The organism is Methylobacterium sp. A54F (assembly GCF_053346035.1).
In genome coordinates, this window is sequence record NZ_JBKFBF010000021.1 from 28,927 (window position 1) to 47,404 (window position 18,478).

The window sequence follows — 18,478 nt, forward strand, 5'->3', positions numbered from 1 at the left end:
AGGAAGAACGAAGACCATGAGCGGAGCAGACACCGTCGCCAAGGCGGACCTCGCCGAGATCGACCGGCTCGCGATCAACACCATCCGGACGCTGGCCATCGACGCCGTGCAGAAGGCGAATTCGGGCCATGCCGGCGCGCCGATGGCGCTCGCGCCCGTGGCCTACACCCTGTGGAACCGCTACCTACGCTACGACCCGGCGCACCCGCACTGGCCGAACCGCGACCGCTTCGTGCTGTCGGCCGGCCACGCCTCGATGCTGCTCTACGGGCTCCTCCACCTCGCCGGCGTGGCGGAGAAGGACGGCGGCAACGCGCCGGCCGTGACGATCGAGGACATCAAGAAGTTCCGCCAGCTCGACAGCCGCACCCCGGGCCATCCCGAGTACCACTTCACCACCGGCGTCGAGACCACCACCGGCCCGCTCGGCCAGGGCGTGGCGAACTCCGTCGGCATGGCGATGGGCGGCCGCTTCCTCGGCGAGCGCCTGAACCGGCCGGACCTGCCCCTGTTCGACTACAACGTCTACGCGATCTGCTCGGACGGCGACCTGATGGAGGGCGTGGCCTCGGAGGCCGCCTCGATCGCCGGGCACCTGCGCCTGTCGAACCTCTGCTGGATCTACGACAACAACACCATCACGATCGAGGGCCACACCGAGCTCGCCTTCGGGGAGGAGGTGGCCACGCGCTTCCTCGCCTACGGCTGGCAGGTGCTGCGGGTCGCCGACGCCAACGACGTCCACGCCATCGCGGGCGCCCTCGAGACCTTCCTGCAATCCTCCGACCGCCCGACGCTCATCATCGTCAACTCGATCATCGGCTACGGCGCGCCGACCAAGCAGAACACCGCCAAGGCGCACTCGGACGCCCTCGGCCCCGACGAGGTGAAGGGCGCCAAGCGCGCCTACGGCTGGCCGGAGGACGCGGAGTTCCTGGTTCCGGACGGCGTCTACGACCGCTTCCGGGAGGGCATCGGCCAGCGGGGCGCGGCGCTCCACGGCCAGTGGGCCGGCTTCCTGCAGGCCGCCAAGGAGGCGGATGCGGACCACGCCGAGGACCTCGACGCCTTCCTGAACGGGCGCCTGCCCGAGGGCTGGGACCGGGACATCCCGGTGTTCCCGGCCGACGCCAAGGGGATCGCGACGCGCGAATCCTCCGGCAAGGTGCTCAACGCCATCGCGAAAGCCGTGCCCTTCCTGCTCGGCGGCTCGGCCGACCTCGCGCCCTCGAACAAGTCGAACCTCACCTTCGAGGGGGCGGGCTCGCTCACGCCCTTCGAGCCGGGCGGGCGCAACATCCACTTCGGCGTGCGCGAGCACGCCATGGGCTCCATCGTGAACGGCCTCGGCCTCGTGGGGCTTCGCGCCTACGGGGCGACCTTCCTGGTCTTCGCCGACTACATGCGGCCGCCGATCCGCCTCGCCTCCCTCATGGAGCTGCCGATCTTCCACATCTTCACGCACGATTCGATCGGCGTCGGCGAGGACGGGCCGACCCACCAGCCGGTGGAGCAGATCCTCTCCCTGCGGGCGATCCCCGGCCTCGTGACCCTGCGGCCGTGCGACGCCAACGAGGTGGCCGAGGCCTACCGGCTGATCTTCTCGCTGAAGGACCAGCCGGCGGTGCTCGCTCTCTCGCGCCAGCCCCTGCCGACCTTCGACCGGGCCACCTACGGAGCGGCCTCGGGCGTGGCCAAGGGCGCCTACGTGCTCGGCGACTGCGAGGGCGAGCCGGAGGTGATCCTGATGGGCTCCGGCTCCGAGGTGCAGCTCTGCGTCTCGGCCTACGAGGCCCTGAAGGCGGAGGGCGTCCGGGCCCGCGTCGTCTCGATGCCGTCCTGGGACCTGTTCGAGCGCCAGGACGCGGCCTACCGCGAGAGCGTGCTGCCGCCCGGCGTGCTCGCCCGCGTCGCGGTGGAGCAGGGCTCGGTGATCGGCTGGGACCGCTACGCGGGCTCGGCGGGCGCGATCATCGGCATGTCGACCTTCGGCTCCTCGGCGCCCCTCAAGGACCTGCTCACCAAGTTCGGCTTCACCCCCGACAAGGTGCTGCAGGCCGCCCGGGACCAGATCGCGCGCCACCGCGGCTGAGGCTCCTTGCTGCGCGAGGCCCCTTGCAGCCTGCGGCCCCTTGCCGATGCCCCGCAACCGCACGAGGTTCGGGGCGCGGGCGGGCCCTCCCCCGCGCCCGGGAACGGGCCGGGGGCCGAACCTGAACGACGCCCCGAGCCCCGGCCGCGGTGCCCGGGGTGGGGCGGATCATCCGAGGATCGACCGACATGAACGCGCTCAAGGCCCTGCACGCCGAACAGGATCAGGCCGTCTGGCTCGACTTCGTGGCCCGGGGCTTCATCGAGAAGGGCGAGCTCAAGGCGCTCGTCGAGGGGGACGGCCTGCGGGGCGTCACCTCGAACCCGTCGATCTTCGAGAAGGCGATCGGCGCCTCCGACGAGTACGACGGCGCCCTGAAGGCCGCCATGGAGGCGGGCGACGCGCGGGTGATCGACCTCTACGAGGGCCTCGCCATCGCGGACATCCAGGCCGCCGCGGACGTGCTCAGGCCCGTCTACGAGGCGAGCGATGGGGCGGACGGCTACGTCAGCCTCGAGGTCTCGCCCTACCTCGCCCTCGACACCGAGGCGACGCTCGCGGAGGCCCGCCGCCTGCACGAGGCGGTGGGGCGCGACAACCTGATGGTGAAGGTGCCGGCGACCCCGGAGGGCATCCCGGCGATCCGCCAGCTCACCTCGGAAGGCATCTCGATCAACGTCACCCTGCTGTTCTCGCAGAGCGCCTACGAGCAGGTGGCGCGCGCCTTCGTCGAGGGGCTCGCGGACCTCGCCCGCAAGGGCGGCGACGTCTCCCGGGTCGCGAGCGTCGCGAGCTTCTTCATCAGCCGCATCGACAGCGCGGTCGACAAGCTCCTCGACCAGAAGATTGCCGAGACCGAGGATGCCGATGCCCGGGGCTCGCTCGAAGCCCTCAAGGGCAAGGTCGCGATCGCCAACGCCAAGCTCGCCTACCAGCGCTACAAGCGCATCTTCGCGGAGGGATCGTGGACGGCGCTGGCCGACAAGGGCGCCAAGGCGCAGCGCCTGCTCTGGGCCTCCACGGGCACCAAGAACAAGGCCTACTCGGACGTGCTCTACGTCGAGGAGCTGATCGGCCCGAACACCGTCAACACCATGCCGCCGGCCACCATGGACGCCTTCCGGGACCACGGGCAGGTGCGCGCGGCCATCGAGGAGGACCTGCCCGGCGCCGAGGCCGTGATGGCGGGCCTCGCGAAGGCCGGCATCGACATCGAGGCGGTGGCGCGCCAGCTCGTCGAGGAGGGCGTGCAGCTCTTCGTGGACGCGGCCGACAAGCTCCTCGGCGCGGTGGCGGGCAAGCGCGCCGCGCTGCTGGGCCACCGCCTCGACGGGCAGAGCCTCGGCCTCGCCGACGGCCTGAAGGCCGAGACCGACAAGGCCGTGGAGGCCTGGCGGGCGAGCGGCGCCATCCGCCGTCTCTGGGCCCACGACACGTCCGTCTGGTCGAACGCCGACGAGGACAGGTGGCTCGGCTGGCTGCGCATCGTCGAGGACGAGCTCGCGCGAGCCTCCTACTACGCCGAGTTCGCGGCCTGGGTCCGCGACCGCGGCTTCACCGACGCGGTGGTGCTCGGCATGGGCGGCTCCAGCCTCGGCCCGGAGGTGCTCTCCGAGACCTACGGCCACCGCGACGGCTTCCCGAAGCTGCGCATCCTCGACTCGACCCATCCCGACGAGGTGCGGGCCGTCGAGGCGGCGGTCGACCTCTCCAGGACCCTGTTCATCGTGGCGAGCAAGTCCGGCTCGACGCTGGAGCCCAACGTCTTCCGCGACTACTTCCTCGGCCGCATGAAGGAGGTGGTCGGCGAGCGGGCGGGCGACCACTTCGTGGCGGTCACCGATCCGGGCTCCGCCATGGAGCGGGCTGCCAAGGCGGACGGCTTCCACAAGGTCTTCTACGGCGTGCCGCAGATCGGCGGGCGCTACTCCGTGCTGTCGGCCTTCGGGCTGGTGCCGGCCGCCGCCATCGGCATCGACGTCGGCGAGTTCCTGGGGATCGCCCGCGTCATGGTCCGCTCCTGCGGCCCGGCCGTGCCGCCCGCCCAGAACCCGGGCGTGCAGCTCGGCGCGGCGCTCGGCACCGCCGCGGTGACGGAGGGGCGCGACAAGGTGACGATCATCGCCTCCCCGGCGATCGCCACCTTCGGGGCCTGGGCCGAGCAGCTCATCGCCGAATCCACCGGCAAGCAGGGCAAGGGGCTGATCCCGATCGACGGCGAGCCCGTCGACGTGCCCGCGACCTACGGGCGCGACCGCTTCTTCGTGTACCTGCGCCTCGACGGCTTCGCGGACGCGCAGCAGGACGAGGCCGTGCGCAACCTGGAGCGGGAGGGCCACCCCGTCGCCCGCATCACCCTGGAGACGCTGGAGCAGCTGCCCCAGGAGTTCTTCCGCTTCGAGATGGCCACCGCGGTGGCGGGCGCGGTGCTCGGCATCAACCCGTTCGACCAGCCCGACGTCGAGGCGAGCAAGGTCGAGACCAAGAAGCTGTTCGACGCCGCCGAGGCGAGCGGGTCCCTGCCCGCTGAGACGCCGCTCTACGAGGATGAGGGCATCGCCCTCTACGCCGACCCGGCCAACGCCGACGCCCTGCCCGAGGCCCGCGAGGGGCTCGACGCGGCGCTGCGCGCCCAGGTCGGGCGGCTCAAGGACGGCGACTACGTCGCGCTCCTCGCCTACGTGCCGCGCGAGGCTGGGAACCACGCCATCCTGCAGGCGGCGCGGATCGCGCTGCGCGACAAGCGGCGCCTCGCCACCTGCCTGGAGTTCGGCCCGCGCTTCCTCCACTCGACGGGGCAGGCCTACAAGGGCGGCCCGGATTCCGGCGTGTTCGTGCAGATCACCGCCGACCCGACCGCCGACCTCGCGATTCCGGGCCGCAAGCTCGGGTTCGGCACGGTGGTTGCGGCGCAGGCCCGCGGCGACTTCGCGGTGCTGGCCGAGCGCGGCCGGCGCGCGCTGCGCGTCCACGTCAGGGGCGGCGACGTGGCCGCCGGGCTGAGGCGCATCGCGGCGGCGATCGAGGGCGCCCTGGTCTGAGGAGCACCGACCGCCTTCGCGGAGACGACCGGGGAACACGGAGAGTCAGGATGCAACTCGGCATGATCGGCCTCGGCCGGATGGGCGGCAACATCGTCCGCCGCCTCCTGCGGGACGGGCACACGGCCGTCGTGTTCGACCAGAACGCGGAAGCCGTGGCGGCGCTCGTGAAGGACGGGGCCACGGGCGCGGCGAGCCTCGAGGAGTTCGTGGAGCGGCTCGAGGCTCCCCGGGCCGCCTGGGTGATGCTGCCTGCCGGCGCGATCACCGAGGGCACGGTGGAGCGGCTCGGCGGCCTGATGGCGGCCGACGACACCATCATCGACGGCGGCAACTCCTTCTACAAGGACGACATCCGCCGCGCCGCCGACCTGCGGGCGCGGGGCATCCACTACGTCGACGTCGGCACCTCCGGCGGCGTCTGGGGCCTGGAGCGCGGCTACTGCATGATGATCGGCGGCGACAGGCCGGCCGTCGACCGCCTCGACCCGATCTTCGCGACGCTGGCCCCCGGCCTCGGCGACGTGCCCCGCACCCCCGGCCGCGAGGGGCGCGACCCCCGCGCCGAGCAGGGCTACATCCATGCGGGCCCGAGCGGGGCCGGCCACTTCGTCAAGATGGTCCATAACGGCATCGAGTACGGCCTGATGCAGGCCTACGCGGAGGGCTTCGACATCCTGAAGCACGCCAACGCGGCGGAGCTGCCGGAGGCGCAGCGCTTCGACCTCGACATCGGCGACATCGCCGAGGTGTGGCGGCGCGGCAGCGTGGTCTCCTCCTGGCTCCTCGACCTGACCGCCCAGGCCCTGGCGGGCGACGAGCAGCTCGACGACTTCTCGGGCTTCGTCGCGGATTCGGGCGAGGGGCGCTGGACGCTGAACGCGGCCATCGAGGAATCCGTGCCCGCCAACGTGCTCTCGGCAGCCCTCTACGCCCGCTTCCGCTCCCGCGAGCACGCGAGCTTCGCCGACAAGCTGCTCTCGGCGATGCGCATGGGCTTCGGCGGGCACGTCGAGCCGAAATAGGCCCGGCCGCGGCCAGGGGGGCAAAAGGTCGGAACGCGCGGGCCGGCGGCGCGTCGTCCGTCGGGTTCGACGCGCGGCCCGGGTCGCCCCCGGCCCGCGCAAGGACGGTCGAACGGCCCGAGCGTGGAGATTGCCATGACCATTCCGCTGCCCCCGGGCGCCCAGGTCTTCGCCGATGCCGACGCCGTGGCCAGGGCTGCGGCCGACCACCTCGTCGCCCTCTGCGCGGATTCCGTCGAGGAGCGGGTCTCGGTTTGCCTGTCGGGCGGCTCGACGCCGAAGCGGCTCTACGCGCTGCTGGCGAGCGAGGCCTACCGGGACCGGGTGCCCTGGTCGCGCATCCACTGGTTCTTCGGCGACGACCGCGTCGTGCCCTGGGACGATGCCCTGAGCAACGTGCGCATGGTGCGCGAGGCCTTCGGGCACGGGACGCCGGTCCCGGAGACGCACCTGCACTTCATCCCCTCCGACCTCGGGCCGGAGGCGGGTGCTGCCGCCTACGAGGACACCCTGCGCGGCTTCTACGGCTCCGGGACCCTCGAACCCGGCCGTCCGCTCTTCGACCTCGTGCTGCTCGGCCTCGGCGAGGACGGGCACACCGCCTCGCTGTTTCCCGGCAAGCCGGCGGTCGACGAGGCCCGGGCCTGGGCGGCGCCGGTGCCGGAGGCCGGCATGGATCCCCGCGTGCCGCGCATCAGCCTCACCATCCCGGCGCTGACCTCCGCGCGCTGGATCCTGTTCCTCGTCACCGGGCCCGCGAAGCGCGAGCCCCTGCGCCGCCTGGCGGCGGGCGAGGACCTGCCGGCCGGCCGCATCGGCACCGCCGGCCAGCTGATCTGGCTCCTCGACGCCGCGGCGGCCGACCGGCCCGCGTGACCGGGACGCCCCGTTGGTGAAAAATCGGGGTCCCGGGGCGCCCCGGACATAATTCCGCCGCACGCACTGCGGCTCGGTGTCGGATCGACGACGGCGAGGTGCAGGATGGCGGGCGCGGGCCTCGTTCAGATGGATCGGATCCGCCGGACTCTCGTCCCGCGGCGCGGCCGCTTCGTGCCGGGTGACCTGCGCAGCGTGCGCGGGCGCGCCGCGCCGAGCCACCTCGCCGGTGCGATGGTGGGCGGCCTCGCGGGGCTCGGCGTGCTGGCCGCCGCGGCCCTCACCCTCCTGGTCGGCATGGTCCCGTCAGGCCATCGCGGCGCGGCGGAGCCGGCCGAAGCCCTCGCCCAGGCCCGGGTGGAGATCGCCACGCCGGTCCGGACCGAGCCGCCGGCTCCCCCGTCCGCGGTGGCCGAAGCCGCCGCCGCGCCGGCGAGCTTTCCGTCCGTGGCGGCGCCCTCGCCTGCATCCTTGCCTGCCCCCTCGCCCGTCCCCCTGCCCGCCTCCGTCGCGGCAGCGCCCGCCAAGGCGCCCCAGAAGGCCGCCCAGGCCGGCCTCAGCCTCGACATGCTGCCGACCCTCGGCGAGGGCGCCTTCGACGTCGAGGAGCCCGCCCCAGCCCCCGCGGTCGCGCCCAAGGCCCCCCCGCGCCGCGCGGCTCCGCCCGCGCGTCGCGCGGACGCGCCGCGGCCGAACTGAGGCCGCCCGCGACGCCTCCGGAGCGCCGGGATCGGCGCCCGCTCAGGTGAAGTGCTTCGAGAGCTTCAGCCCTTGAGCCTGGTAGTTGGAGCCCGCGCCGGCGCCGTAGAGCGTGGCGGGCCGCTCCGCCATCCGCTCGTAGACGAGGCGCCCGACGATCTGGCCGTCCTCCAGCAGGAAGGGCACGTCCCGCGAGCGCACCTCCAGCACCGCGCGGGCGCCGGACCCGCCGGCCTCCGCGTAGCCGAAGCCGGGGTCGAAGAACCCCGCGTAGTGCACCCGGAACTCGCCCACGAGGGGATCGAACGGCACCATCTCGGCCGCGTGGTCGGGGGGAACCTGCACGGCCTCCTTCGAGGCCAGGATGTAGAACTGGCCCGGGTCGAGGATCAGGGTGCGCGAGGGATGGGCCGTCAGCGGCTCCCAGTACTCCGCCGTGCGGTGGGCCCCCGGCCGGTCGACGTCCACGAGGCCGGTGTGGCGCTTCGCCCGGTAGCCGACGAGGCCCTCGAAGCCCGCGAGATCCACCGAGACCGCGACGCCGCCCGTGAACGAGGGCTGGGCCGCGCTGACGAGGGGGGTTGCGGCGTGCAGCGCCGCGAGCTCGGTGTCGCGCAGGCGCGGCTCGCCCCGGCGGAAGCGGATCTGCGACAGGCGCGAGCCCGTGCGTACCAGGACCGGGAAGGTGCGCGGCGAGATCTCGGCGTAGAGCGGCCCGGCATAGCCCGCCTCCACCTGGTCGAAGGCGGCGCCCCGGTCGGTGATCACGCGGGTGAAGACGTCGATGCGGCCCGTCGAGCTCTTCGGGTTGGCGCTGGCCGCGAGGCCCTCCGGCAGCGCCAGGTGCTCCTGCAACTCCGCGATGTAGACGCAGCCGGTTTCCAGCACGGCGCCGGGGCGCAGGTCGATCGCGTGCAGCGCCAGCATGTCGAGGCAGGCGGAGACCGGCCGCGCGCCCGGCAGGAAGCTGGTGCGGACCCGGTAGGCGCGGGCGCCGAGGCGCAGGTCGAGGCTCGCGGGCTGGATCTGGTCGGCGGCGTAGGGCTGGTCCGGGCGGATCGCCCCGTCCCGCGTCAGCGCCGCGATCGCCTGGGCGGGCAGGATGCCGCTCGGGGGCGCGGAGGCGGCCGCGGCCGGTTCCGGTGCGTGCCGCGCGCCGCGCGACGTGTGCCTTGCCATCTGCGCGCCTGCCCGATCCGGTTTCTCCCGCCTTTTTCGTGCGCAAAGGCCTAAGGGGCCGTTAAGTCCTCGGAGCGGGCGAGGCGGGACAGGATCCGGGCGAGCGCCAGCCGGGCGCAGGCGCCGATCGCCACGAGGCCGGCGAGCGCGCTGGCCAGCACCGGGAACGCGTCGGGCCAGAGGAGCAGGGCGAGGGCGCCCGCGGCGAGCCCGAGGGCCTCGCCGAGGCCGAGGACCAGGGAGGGCAGGCCGAAGGCGGCGGGCACGCCGACGCGCGCGGCCGGCCGCCGGAGGAGCGCGCGTCCGAGGGTGTCCAGCCCGAGTCCGGCGAGGAGGGCGGCGGCCGGCCAGAGGTTCGGATCGGGCGCGGCGGCGGCGCGCAGGATCGCGATGCCGGCCAGCACCGCCAGCACCAGGGACCGCAGCGGCGGGCGACGCAGCGCCCTCGGCGCGCCGCCGCCCCGGCCTGCGGGGCGTGCCGGCTCACCGGGGCCCGAACGCGCGAGGACCGGCTCGACCATGGTCCGCAAAACTTCCCGTTGTAGGCGCGACGTATTCCGCCGCGATTGACGTCGAATCCGGTGCCACGTACCACGAGGCTCCACGGCCGGAGAAGCTGCTTGCCGGTCCCGGCTGGGCGGGACGCGGCGCACGGGAGGCTTTGCGGACGATGTACAAGGCCGAGACGCGCGGAATCAGCGTGACCGTGATGCCCCGCTTCGTCGAGGAGGAATCCTCCCCCGGCGAGAGCCGCTACTTCTTCGCCTACACGGTCGAGATCGTGAACAACGGCTCCGAGCAGGTGCAGCTCCGCTCGCGCCACTGGCGCATCATCGACGGGCGCGGCTCCCTGCAGGAGGTGCGCGGCGCCGGCGTCGTCGGCAAGCAGCCGGTGCTCGAGCCCGGCGAGTCGTTCAGCTACACCAGCGGCTGCCCCCTCACGACGCCGGACGGCCTGATGGCCGGCAGCTACACCATGGCGACGGTCGCGGGGGAGAGCTTCGAGGCCGAGATCCCGGCCTTCTCCCTCGACAGCCCGCACGTCCACCGCAGCCTGCACTGACGGGACCGCGCGCCGCGACCCTCGCCGGGTTGGCGCGCGGGCGAGCGGCCGCTATCTCCCCTCCCCGGTGGCGCCGGCCCCACCCGTCCGAGCCGCGCCGGAGGATGCACACGCGATGCCGGGATCCGGAGAGCGCCTGAGCCCGCTCGAACTCCTCGCGCGCCTCGTCGCCCACGACACGGAGAGCGCCAAGCCGAACCTGCGCCTGATCGACGAGGTCGCGGCCTACCTCGACGGCTGGGGCGTGCCGCACGTCCGCGTGCCGAGCGCGGCCGGCGACAAGGCGGCGCTCTTCGCGACCGTCGGCCCGATGCAGGACGGCGGGGTCGTGCTCTCGGGGCACACCGACGTGGTGCCGGTGACGGGCCAGGCCTGGACGGGCGACCCCTTCACCCTGCGGGTCGCGGAGGGCCGGGCCTACGGCCGCGGCGCCGTCGACATGAAGGGCTTCTGCGCGCTCGCCCTCGCGGCGGTGCCGGAGTTCCTGGCCGCCGACCTGAAGCGGCCGATCCACATCCTGCTCTCCTACGACGAGGAGACCACCTGCCTCGGCGTCGCCGACACCATCGCGCGCTTCGGCGCCGACCTGCCGCGCCCGGGCGCCGTGATCGTCGGGGAGCCGACCGACCTCGACGTGGCGGACGCCCACAAGAGCATCGTCACCTACTTCACCACGGTGCACGGCCACGAGGCGCACTCGGCCAAGCCGATGCTCGGCGCCAACGCCGTGATGGCGGCCTGCGACCTCGTGGCGGAGCTGAACGGCATCGCCGACGCGATGATCGCCCGCGGCGACGCCTCCGGCCGCTTCGACCCGCCGAGCACCACGGTCCATGTCGGGACGATCCAGGGCGGCACGGCCCGCAACATCCTGCCGAAGGCCTGCACCTTCCACTGGGAGTTCCGCGGCCTGCCGGACCTCGACATGGGCGAGATCCCGGCCCGCTTCGCCGAGGCCGCCGAGCGGGTGACCCGCGAGCGGCTCAACCGCTACGGCGCCTTCGGGCGGATCGAGACGGTCGAGGAGGTCGCGGTGCCGGGCCTCGCCCCCGATCCGGGCTCCGAGGCCGAGCGCCTCGCCCTGCGGCTCGCGGGGCGCAACCGCACGATCTCGGTGCCCTACGCCACGGAGGCCGGCCGCTTCCAGGTCGCCGGCATCCCCACCGTGGTCTGCGGCCCTGGCTCGATCGACCAGGCCCACCAGGCCGACGAGTTCATCACCCTCGAGGCCCTGGAGGCCGGCGCCGCCTTCATGCGCCGCCTGCGGGCGGCGTGCGCGGCATGACCCGCAAGGTGGCGCCCGAGGCCGTGCGGCTGCGGCCGCTGGAGCGCGAGGACCTGAAGTTCGTCCACCAGCTCAACAACAACGACAGCATCATGCGCTACTGGTTCGAGGAGGCCTACGAGTCCTTCGCCGAGCTGGCGCAGCTCTGCGAGCGCAACATCCACAACCAGACCGAGCGGCGCTTCATCATCGCCGCGGCCGACGGGCAATCCGCCGGCATGGTCGAGCTCGTCGAGATCAACCACCTGCACCGGCGCTGCGAGTTCCAGATCGCGGTGCACCCGTCCTTCCAGGGGCGGGGCTTCGCCCGGACGGCGACCCACATCGCCATCGACTACGCCTTCAGCGTGCTCAACATCCACAAGCTCTACCTGCACGTGGACCGCGACAACGCCCGCGCGGTGCGGATCTACGAATCCTGCGGCTTCATGGCGGAGGGCGTCCTGCGGGACGAGTTCTTCGTCAACGGCAAGTACCGCGACGCCGTGCGGATGTGCCTGTTCCAACCCGACTACCTCGCCCGCCGCGGCGGCGGCCCCATCACGGAGCCGGTGCTGCGCACGTGAGGAGGCGGACGGGTCGCCCGTCCGCCTCCTTCGCTGCGCCTCTACTGCTGGCCGCGGCCGGCCTTCATGGAGCCGCCTGCACCGCCGCGGTCCTGGCCGCCACGGTCCATCCCGCCGCGATCCTGGCCGCCGCGCTCCATGCCACCGCGGTTCATGCCGCCGCGGTCCTGCCCGCCGGCGTTCATGCCGCGGTCGGCGCCGCCCCGGTCGGAGGCGTTGCGGATGCCGCTCTGCTCGCCCCGGTTGCCGCCGTCGCGCTGGGCGTTGCGTTCGGGCCCGCGCTCGGTGCTCATGCGCCGGTCCTCGCCCCGCCGGCTCTCGCCGCTTCGGGCCTCGCTGCGGAAGCCCTCGTTGCGCTCGCCGCGGACGCTGGTGCGGGTCTCGGTGCGGTCGCGCTCGCGGAAGTTCGCGTTGACGGTGCCGCCGCGGCGCTCGGTCGTCGAGACGGTGAGGCGGCGATACTCGGGCGAGCCGTAGACGACGCGCTGGCCGCGGACCACCACGTAGCGCTCCCGGCCCTCGCGCACGGTCACGAGGCGGCGGTACTCGGGTGAGCCGTAGACCACGCGCTGGCCGCGGATCACCACGTAGCGCGGGCCGCTGCTGCGGCGCTCGGTGACGATCAGGCGCCGGTACTCGGGGGAGCCGTAGACGACGCGGCGGCCGCCGATGAACACGAAGCGGCCCTCGCGGCGGTGCTCGCCGGCGACGTGGTCGTGCCGGATGTCGGTGCGGGACCGGACATCCGTGCGGGTGCGGGTCTCGGAACGGTCCTGACGGCGGTCGAGGCGCTCGCCCCGGGCCTCGTCGCGGCCGGTGCGGGTCTCGGTGCGTCCGCGCTCCGCCCGGTCTCCGGTCTGGTCGCCCCGGTCCGCCGCGCGGCCCGTGCCGGCCTCGCCATCGCGTCCGGCCCGGCCCTGCATGCCGTCCGGCCGTCCGGCCTGCTGGCCCGAGGTGCCGCGCTCCTCGCCGCCGCGGGCGGCACGCTCGCCGGCCCCGCCGGCCTTCATGCTCGACTCGGAGCCGCCGCGGGCGCCTGCCCCCGCTCCGCCGCGCTCCGCGCCACCGGCCGCGCCCTGCGCGTAGACCGAGGTGCTGAGGAGCAGGGCCGCCAATCCAACTGCGAATGTCCGCATGGTTGTTTCCTCCTATGACGATCGACGCTCCGAAACGCCGAAGGTCCGAAAAGGGTTCAACCAGAAATGAAGCTGTTCTGCTGAGGCGGAACCAGTAAGCGAGTCCGGCAGTTCAGAGCCTGAGCTTGGCCGTTCGGCAGATCTGCTTTTGCGGGCGATGCAACATTGCGCGCTACTGGCTCGGGCGCGCCTCGATCTCGCGCTCGACCTCGGCCGGGTCGAGATCGTAGCGGCGCGAGCAGAACTCGCAGGTGATGACGATGCGCCCGTCCTCCGCCACCATGTCCCGGCGGTCCTCCGGCGTGAACGAGCGGATCATCCCCATCACGCGCTCCCGCGAGCAGCGGCAGGTCTCGCGCACGCCCTGGGCCTCGAACACCCGCACGCCGCGCTCGTGGAACAGGCGGTAGAGCAGGCGCTCGCTCGACACGGCGGGGTCGACGAGCTCGTGGTCCTCCACGGTGCCGACGAGGGAGCGGGCCTCCACCCAGGCGTCGTCCTCGGGCGCGGCGGCGCCCAGATGCGCGTGGCTCTCCGGGATGTCGCCGGGCGGCAGGTCGGCGAGGCGCGCCCGGTCGATCGACTGGGGCAGGAACTGCACCAGCAGGCCCCCGGCCCGCCAGCGGGTCTCGCCGTCCTCGAAGGCCTCGGCCACCGCGAGGCGCACCTGCGTGGGGATCTGCTCGGACTGGCGGAAGTACTGGTGGGCGGCCTCCTCCAGGGTCTGGCCCTCGAGCGCCACCACGCCCTGGTAGCGGCTCGCCGCCGAGCCCTGGTCGATCGTCATGGCGAGGTGGCCGGGCCCCAGGAGGTCGCCGGCCCGCAGGGGGCCGCTCCCGAGCGCCGCCACCTGCTCCGCGTCGAAGCGGGCGGTGGCGCGCAGGCGGTCCGGCGCCTCGAAGTCGACCACGATCATCGCCACCGGCCCCTCGGTCTTGGTCTGGAGCTGGAAGCGGCCCTCGAACTTGAGGGAGGCGCCGAGCAGGGCGGTGAGGGCCGCGGCCTCCCCGAGGAGCCGCGCCACCGGGTCCGGGTAGCCGTGGCGGCGCAGGATGGTGTCGACGGACGGCCCCAGCCGCACGACGCGCCCGCGCACGTCGAGGGCCTCGACCGCGAAGGGCAGCACGGCGTCGTCGCCGCTCGCGTGGCCGTTGCCGAGGGGACGGGCGGGATTCGGGGAGGTCTCGGTACCGGAGGTCATGGCCCCTTCCACTGATTGATGCTGCGGATGCGGCACGCGCCACCGCGCCCGGCCGGGCACGGCCCTCTCCCGCACGGGGCGGGCAAGCCCGTCGCGCCGCCGAGGGATCACGGGGGTGCCGCGAGGCGATGGGTCCGAGCCGAAACCGGGGGAGGAGCGGCTGGCCCCGCTCCCTGCCCATATAGGAAGCCGGGGCGGCCCCCGCGAGGGGCCCGCCTCAGAGCCCGTTCGCGTGGAGGCACCAGGCCAGGATGCCCTTCTGGGCGTGCAGGCGGTTCTCGGCCTCGTCGAACACCACCGATTGCGGGCCGTCCATCACCTCGGCCGTCACCTCCTCGCCGCGATGGGCCGGCAGGCAGTGCATGAAGATCGCGTCCTTGCCGGCCGCGCCCATCAGCCGGGCGTTCACCTGGTAGGGCCCGAGCAGGTTGTGGCGGTGGTGGTCGTCGTCGTCGCCCATGGAGACCCAGCAATCGGTCACCACGGCGTCGGCGCCGTCCACCGCCTCGAACGGGTCCTCGGTGACGTTGACCCGCGCGCCCTCCGCGCGGGCCCAGTCCACGAGGGAGGCCGGCATCGCCAGCTCCGGCGGGGCGGCGACGTTGAGGGTGAAGTCGAGGCGGGCGGCGGCGTGGACCCAGCTCGCCAGCACGTTGTTGCCGTCCCCCGACCAGGCCACGGTGCGGCCGCGGATCGGCCCGCGATGCTCCTCGAAGGTCATCACGTCGGCCATGATCTGGCAGGGATGCGAGACCTTGGTGAGCGCGTTGATCACCGGCACGGTGGCGTTCTCGGCGAGCTCCAGCATCTGCCCGTGGTCGAGGATGCGGATCATGATCGCGTCGACGAAGCGGGACAGCACCCGGGCGGTGTCGCCGATGGTCTCGCCGCGGCCGAGCTGCATCTCGCTGCCCGTCAGCATCAGGGTCTCGCCGCCGAGCTCGCGCATGGCGACGTCGAAGGAGACGCGGGTGCGGGTGGAGGGCCGGTCGAACACCATCGCCAGGAACCGGCCGGCGAGCGGGCGCTCGGCCGCCGGCTCGCCCTTGCGGCGGCGGCCCTTGATGGCGGCGGCGGTGTCGAGGACGCGGCGCAGCTCGGGCCCGGAGAAGTCCTTGAGGTCGAGGAAGTGCCGGGGGCCGGCGCTCGGGCCGTTGGGCGCGGAGGTCATCAGGGGAGACATGAGAGGACGGTCATCTGGGAACGAGGAAGGCGCGGGCTCACTCCGCCGCGCCGCGCTGGGCCTGATCGAGCTGGGCCCGGGCGAAGCCGGCGGCCGTGGCCTCGAGGCGCTCCAGCGCCGCGGCGACCTCGGCCTCGCCGATGATCAGCGGAGGCAGGAGTCGGACCACGTTGTCGCCGGCCGGGATCACCAGCAGGTGCTCGGCGCGGGCGGCCGCCGCGAAGTCGGTGTTCGTCACGCCGAGCTTCAGGCCGAGCATCAGGCCCTCGCCGCGGATCTCCCGCACCACGTCGGGGAAGCGGTCGCTGAGGCTCGCGAGGCGCTGCTTGAGGAGGAGCCCGGTGCTGCGGACATGCGCGAGGAAGCCCTCGCCCAGCACCACGTCGAGGACGGCGTTGCCGACCGCCATGGCGAGGGGGTTGCCCCCGAAGGTGGTGCCGTGGCTGCCCGCCACCATGCCGCGGGCGGCCTCGGCCGTGGCGAGGCACGCGCCGAGCGGGAAGCCGCCGCCGATGCCCTTGGCGGCGCTCAGGATGTCCGGGGCGATCCCCGACCACTCGTGCGCGAAGAGCCTGCCGGTGCGCCCGACCCCGGTCTGCACCTCGTCCATGATGAGGAGGAGCCCGCGCTCGTCGCAGAGCCGGCGCAGGCGGCGCAGTTCGTCGTGCGGGATCACCCGCAGGCCGCCCTCGCCCTGGATCGGCTCGATCATCAGCGCGGCGGTCTCCGGCGTGATGGCGGCATCGAGCGCCGCGGCGTCGCAGACCGGCACCTGGTCGAAGCCCTCGACCTTCGGGCCGAAGCCCTCGATGTACTTGGCCTGGCCCCCCGCCGCGATGGTCGCGAGGGTGCGCCCGTGGAAGGCGCCCTCGAAGGTGATGATGCGGTAGCGCTCCGGGTGGCCGCCGGCCGCGTGGTACTTGCGCGCCATCTTGATGGCGGCCTCGTTCGCCTCCGCGCCCGAGTTGGCGAAGAAGGCGACGTCCGCGAAGGTGGCCTCCACGAGGCGCCGGCCGAGGCGCTCGCCCTCGGGGATCTCGAACAGGTTCGAGACGTGCCAGAGCCGCTCCGCCTGGGCGGTCAGCGCGGCGACGAGGTGGGGGTGGGCGTGGCCCAGCGCGTTGACGGCGATGCCGGCGCCGAAATCGAGGTATCGCTCGCCGCCGCGCGCCTCCAGCCACGCGCCCTCCCCCCGCTCGAAGGCGATCGGGGCCCGGGCATAGGTCGGCAGAAGGGCGGATGTCACGGGTCCGTCTCCGTCGCGCGAGGGGCGGCGGGCGCGATGCGGCCCGCTCCAAATGAAAGTGCCGCCTCGGGGACGGGCGGCACGCGCGCGATTACTATGAAAAGCGCCCGCTCTGTCAATGACGGGGCAGGTTCACACGGACGACATGCCTGCCGGCGAGGCTGTCGAGCGCCGGCCGGCGAGGCTGCTGCGCGGGTCCCTGCGCGGTGCGGCTTGCGCGCCGGCGCGCGGGCGTGCTTTGCGGAAGCCGACGCCGGGGGACCCGGCGCGCGGGCAACGACGGGGAGGAGCGCATGAGCACGATCAAGCAGAACCTGGAGCGCCTGGGGCTGAGCCTGCCGAAGGCGGCCGCACCCGTGGCGAACTACGTGCCCTTCGTGCGCACCGGCAACCTCGTGGTGATCTCGGGCCAGATCTGCTTCGGGGCGGACGGCAAGCTCGCCCCCGCCCACACCGGCAAGCTCGGCGCCGAGGTCGGCGTCGCGGAGGGCGTCGCGGCCGCGCGCCTCTGCGCCCTCAACGTGCTCGCCCAGCTCGAGGCGGCGGTGGGCGACCTCGACCACGGCGTCGAGCAGTGCGTGCGGCTCGGCGGCTTCATCAACGCGGTGCCGACCTTCGCGGGGCTCGCCGGCATCATGAACGGCGCCTCCGACCTGATGGTGGAGCTCCTCGGCGACCGCGGCCGCCACGCCCGCTCGACGGTCGGCGTCGCCGAGCTGCCCCTCGACGCGGCGGTCGAGGTCGAGGCGATGTTCGCGGTGCGCTGAGGCTCCCGTGACGAACGCCCCCGCGAACGCTCCCGCCTGGCTCACCGCCCGCCCCATCGCCCATCGGGGCCTGCACGACCGCGCGGCGGGCATCCCCGAGAACTCGCAGGCGGCGGCCGAGGCCGCGGTGGCGGGCGGCTACGCCATCGAGTGCGACGTGCAGGCGAGCGCCGACGGCGAGGCCATGGTCTTCCACGACGTGGCCCTCGGCCGCCTCACGGAGGCGAGCGACCCGGTCGCGTCGCGCAACGCCGCGGCGCTGGCCGAGCTGCGCCTCGCGGGCACGGGCGAGCGCATCCTCACCCTGCCGGACTTCCTCGCCCGGATCGCCGGGCGCACGCCGCTGATCGTCGAGATCAAGTCCCTCTACACCGGCGACCTCGGCCTCGCCCGCCGGGTCGCGGCGGTGGTGGCGGACTATGCCGGCCCGGTGGCGCTCAAGTCCTTCGACCCCGCGATCGTGGCGGCGCTGGCCGACCTCGCCCCGCAGGTGCCCCGCGGCATCGTCGGCGAGAGCACGCAGGACGACCCCGTCTACGCGCGACTGTCCGCGCAGGCGCGCCGGTCGGTCGCGAACCTCCTGCACGTCGGCGAGACCCGGCCCGACTTCGTCTCCTGGCGCGTCGACGACCTGCCCTGCGCGGTCACGCACCTCTGCCGGACGCTCGGCCGCCTGCCCGTGATGACCTGGACGGTGCGCACCCCCGAGCAGCGCGCGGCGGCCGAGGCCCACGCGGACCAGATGGTGTTCGAGGGCTTCCGGCCGTGAGCCTACCGGGGTAGCGGCCGCAGCCCGTCGAGGAAGGCCGCGACCTCGCGCCGGTTCCACGAGGCGCCCTCGCTCCAGAAGCGGAGGAGCGGAGCGTGGTTCTGGCGGACCCAGGCGATGACCCGCGGCGCCGCGGGCCGCGAGACGGACGGCGCCAGGAAGTCGTCGCGGATCCGGGGCTCCGGGCCGATCGAGACGATGAGGCAGGGCAGGTCCCGCCCGGCGCGACCCGGATACCACTTCACGCGCGGGCCGTGGGACCCGAGGGCCGTCGAGACGAACACCGTCCCGGGGATCCCGGTATCCTGCTCGTCGAGATTGGCCATCTCGCTCAGAACGTCATCGGCGAA

At 73.7% G+C, this 18,478-nt stretch carries 17 protein-coding genes; 10 read left to right on the top strand and 7 right to left on the bottom strand.

All coding sequences use genetic code 11. The features are described 5' to 3' along the window. Positions 1-16: 16 nt before the first annotated feature. The 5 genes from tkt to ACLBXP_RS23900 all read left to right on the top strand — a co-directional run bounded on the left by tkt (position 17) and on the right by ACLBXP_RS23900 (position 7,733). The gene (tkt, locus tag ACLBXP_RS23880; protein WP_447670328.1) at positions 17-2,092 is read left to right on the top strand and encodes a transketolase; all 2,076 of its coding nucleotides are present in this window, start codon (positions 17-19) and stop codon (positions 2,090-2,092) included. Between the two features lie 188 nt (positions 2,093-2,280). Next, positions 2,281-5,133, top strand: coding sequence for a bifunctional transaldolase/phosoglucose isomerase (locus ACLBXP_RS23885; protein WP_447670329.1), 2,853 nt, complete (start codon positions 2,281-2,283; stop codon positions 5,131-5,133). A 50-nt stretch (positions 5,134-5,183) separates the two neighbouring features. After that, positions 5,184-6,158 (top strand): phosphogluconate dehydrogenase (NAD(+)-dependent, decarboxylating), encoded by a 975-nt coding sequence (gene gnd / locus ACLBXP_RS23890; RefSeq protein ID WP_447670330.1) that lies wholly within the window; start codon positions 5,184-5,186, stop codon positions 6,156-6,158. 135 nt (positions 6,159-6,293) lie between these two features. Beyond that, complete coding sequence (pgl, locus tag ACLBXP_RS23895; RefSeq protein WP_447670331.1) at positions 6,294-7,034, top strand: 6-phosphogluconolactonase; 741 nt, start codon at positions 6,294-6,296, stop codon at positions 7,032-7,034. A 105-nt stretch (positions 7,035-7,139) separates the two neighbouring features. Then, positions 7,140-7,733 carry a hypothetical protein gene (locus ACLBXP_RS23900; RefSeq protein ID WP_447670332.1) on the top strand — a complete coding sequence of 198 codons (594 nt, stop codon included), beginning with the start codon at positions 7,140-7,142 and terminating at the stop codon, positions 7,731-7,733. A gap of 42 nt (positions 7,734-7,775) precedes the next feature. Here ACLBXP_RS23900 and ACLBXP_RS23905 read toward each other — a convergent pair whose 3' ends face one another. Continuing rightward, positions 7,776-8,912 carry a 2'-deoxycytidine 5'-triphosphate deaminase gene (locus tag ACLBXP_RS23905; protein WP_447670333.1) on the bottom strand — a complete coding sequence of 379 codons (1,137 nt, stop codon included), beginning with the start codon at positions 8,910-8,912 and terminating at the stop codon, positions 7,776-7,778. A 50-nt stretch (positions 8,913-8,962) separates the two neighbouring features. Next, entirely contained in the window at positions 8,963-9,433 is a 471-nt protein-coding gene (locus tag ACLBXP_RS23910; protein ID WP_447670334.1) for a hypothetical protein, read from the bottom strand. 149 nt (positions 9,434-9,582) lie between these two features. Here ACLBXP_RS23910 and apaG point away from each other — a divergent pair, with 149 nt between their 5' ends. The 3 genes from apaG (at position 9,583) to speG (ending at position 11,826) form a co-directional block, all read left to right on the top strand. Further along, positions 9,583-9,975 carry a Co2+/Mg2+ efflux protein ApaG gene (gene apaG, locus ACLBXP_RS23915; protein WP_447670335.1) on the top strand — a complete coding sequence of 131 codons (393 nt, stop codon included), beginning with the start codon at positions 9,583-9,585 and terminating at the stop codon, positions 9,973-9,975. Between the two features lie 115 nt (positions 9,976-10,090). Continuing rightward, positions 10,091-11,260 carry an acetylornithine deacetylase gene (gene argE / locus ACLBXP_RS23920; RefSeq protein ID WP_447670336.1) on the top strand — a complete coding sequence of 390 codons (1,170 nt, stop codon included), beginning with the start codon at positions 10,091-10,093 and terminating at the stop codon, positions 11,258-11,260. Then, positions 11,257-11,826 (top strand): spermidine N1-acetyltransferase, encoded by a 570-nt coding sequence (speG, locus tag ACLBXP_RS23925; RefSeq protein ID WP_447670337.1) that lies wholly within the window; start codon positions 11,257-11,259, stop codon positions 11,824-11,826. Before argE ends, speG begins: the two co-directional genes overlap by 4 nt. 41 nt (positions 11,827-11,867) lie before the next feature. On the opposite strand, the gene ACLBXP_RS23930 is transcribed toward speG, so the two are convergent. From ACLBXP_RS23930 to ACLBXP_RS23945, 4 genes are all read right to left on the bottom strand, one after another. Further along, positions 11,868-12,962, bottom strand: coding sequence for a hypothetical protein (locus ACLBXP_RS23930; protein WP_447670338.1), 1,095 nt, complete (start codon positions 12,960-12,962; stop codon positions 11,868-11,870). Between the two features lie 172 nt (positions 12,963-13,134). After that, positions 13,135-14,163: an Hsp33 family molecular chaperone gene (locus tag ACLBXP_RS23935; protein WP_447670339.1), complete on the bottom strand. Its 1,029-nt coding sequence runs from the start codon at positions 14,161-14,163 to the stop codon at positions 13,135-13,137. A 217-nt stretch (positions 14,164-14,380) separates the two neighbouring features. Then, positions 14,381-15,334 (bottom strand): ornithine carbamoyltransferase, encoded by a 954-nt coding sequence (gene argF / locus ACLBXP_RS23940; RefSeq protein WP_447670353.1) that lies wholly within the window; start codon positions 15,332-15,334, stop codon positions 14,381-14,383. A gap of 49 nt (positions 15,335-15,383) precedes the next feature. Next, the gene (locus ACLBXP_RS23945; RefSeq protein WP_447670340.1) at positions 15,384-16,592 is read right to left on the bottom strand and encodes an acetylornithine transaminase; all 1,209 of its coding nucleotides are present in this window, start codon (positions 16,590-16,592) and stop codon (positions 15,384-15,386) included. A 293-nt stretch (positions 16,593-16,885) separates the two neighbouring features. Between ACLBXP_RS23945 and ACLBXP_RS23950 the strand changes: the two genes are divergently transcribed. Both ACLBXP_RS23950 and ACLBXP_RS23955 read left to right on the top strand, forming a co-directional pair. Then, positions 16,886-17,359: a RidA family protein gene (locus ACLBXP_RS23950; protein ID WP_447670341.1), complete on the top strand. Its 474-nt coding sequence runs from the start codon at positions 16,886-16,888 to the stop codon at positions 17,357-17,359. Positions 17,360-17,366: 7 nt separating this feature from the next. Further along, entirely contained in the window at positions 17,367-18,128 is a 762-nt protein-coding gene (locus tag ACLBXP_RS23955; RefSeq protein WP_447670342.1) for a glycerophosphodiester phosphodiesterase family protein, read from the top strand. Between the two features lie 2 nt (positions 18,129-18,130). On the opposite strand, the gene ACLBXP_RS23960 is transcribed toward ACLBXP_RS23955, so the two are convergent. After that, positions 18,131-18,454 (bottom strand): hypothetical protein, encoded by a 324-nt coding sequence (locus tag ACLBXP_RS23960; RefSeq protein ID WP_447670343.1) that lies wholly within the window; start codon positions 18,452-18,454, stop codon positions 18,131-18,133. Positions 18,455-18,478: the final 24 nt, after the last annotated feature.

Excerpts from the sequence above, each read along its gene's own strand:
- ACLBXP_RS23930 (WP_447670338.1), bottom strand. The coding sequence starts at position 12,962 with ATGCGGACATTCGCAGTTGGATTGGCGGCCCTGCTCCTCAGCACCTCG.
- ACLBXP_RS23900 (WP_447670332.1), top strand. The coding sequence starts at position 7,140 with ATGGCGGGCGCGGGCCTCGTTCAGATGGATCGGATCCGCCGGACTCTC.
- ACLBXP_RS23905 (WP_447670333.1), bottom strand. The coding sequence starts at position 8,912 with ATGGCAAGGCACACGTCGCGCGGCGCGCGGCACGCACCGGAACCGGCC.
- ACLBXP_RS23885 (WP_447670329.1), top strand. The coding sequence starts at position 2,281 with ATGAACGCGCTCAAGGCCCTGCACGCCGAACAGGATCAGGCCGTCTGG.
- ACLBXP_RS23910 (WP_447670334.1), bottom strand. The coding sequence starts at position 9,433 with ATGGTCGAGCCGGTCCTCGCGCGTTCGGGCCCCGGTGAGCCGGCACGC.
- argF (WP_447670353.1), bottom strand. The coding sequence starts at position 15,334 with ATGACCTCCGCGCCCAACGGCCCGAGCGCCGGCCCCCGGCACTTCCTC.
- ACLBXP_RS23960 (WP_447670343.1), bottom strand. The coding sequence starts at position 18,454 with ATGGCCAATCTCGACGAGCAGGATACCGGGATCCCCGGGACGGTGTTC.
- speG (WP_447670337.1), top strand. The coding sequence starts at position 11,257 with ATGACCCGCAAGGTGGCGCCCGAGGCCGTGCGGCTGCGGCCGCTGGAG.
- apaG (WP_447670335.1), top strand. The coding sequence starts at position 9,583 with ATGTACAAGGCCGAGACGCGCGGAATCAGCGTGACCGTGATGCCCCGC.
- tkt (WP_447670328.1), top strand. The coding sequence starts at position 17 with ATGAGCGGAGCAGACACCGTCGCCAAGGCGGACCTCGCCGAGATCGAC.
- pgl (WP_447670331.1), top strand. The coding sequence starts at position 6,294 with ATGACCATTCCGCTGCCCCCGGGCGCCCAGGTCTTCGCCGATGCCGAC.
- gnd (WP_447670330.1), top strand. The coding sequence starts at position 5,184 with ATGCAACTCGGCATGATCGGCCTCGGCCGGATGGGCGGCAACATCGTC.
- ACLBXP_RS23950 (WP_447670341.1), top strand. The coding sequence starts at position 16,886 with ATGAGCACGATCAAGCAGAACCTGGAGCGCCTGGGGCTGAGCCTGCCG.
- ACLBXP_RS23935 (WP_447670339.1), bottom strand. The coding sequence starts at position 14,163 with ATGACCTCCGGTACCGAGACCTCCCCGAATCCCGCCCGTCCCCTCGGC.
- argE (WP_447670336.1), top strand. The coding sequence starts at position 10,091 with ATGCCGGGATCCGGAGAGCGCCTGAGCCCGCTCGAACTCCTCGCGCGC.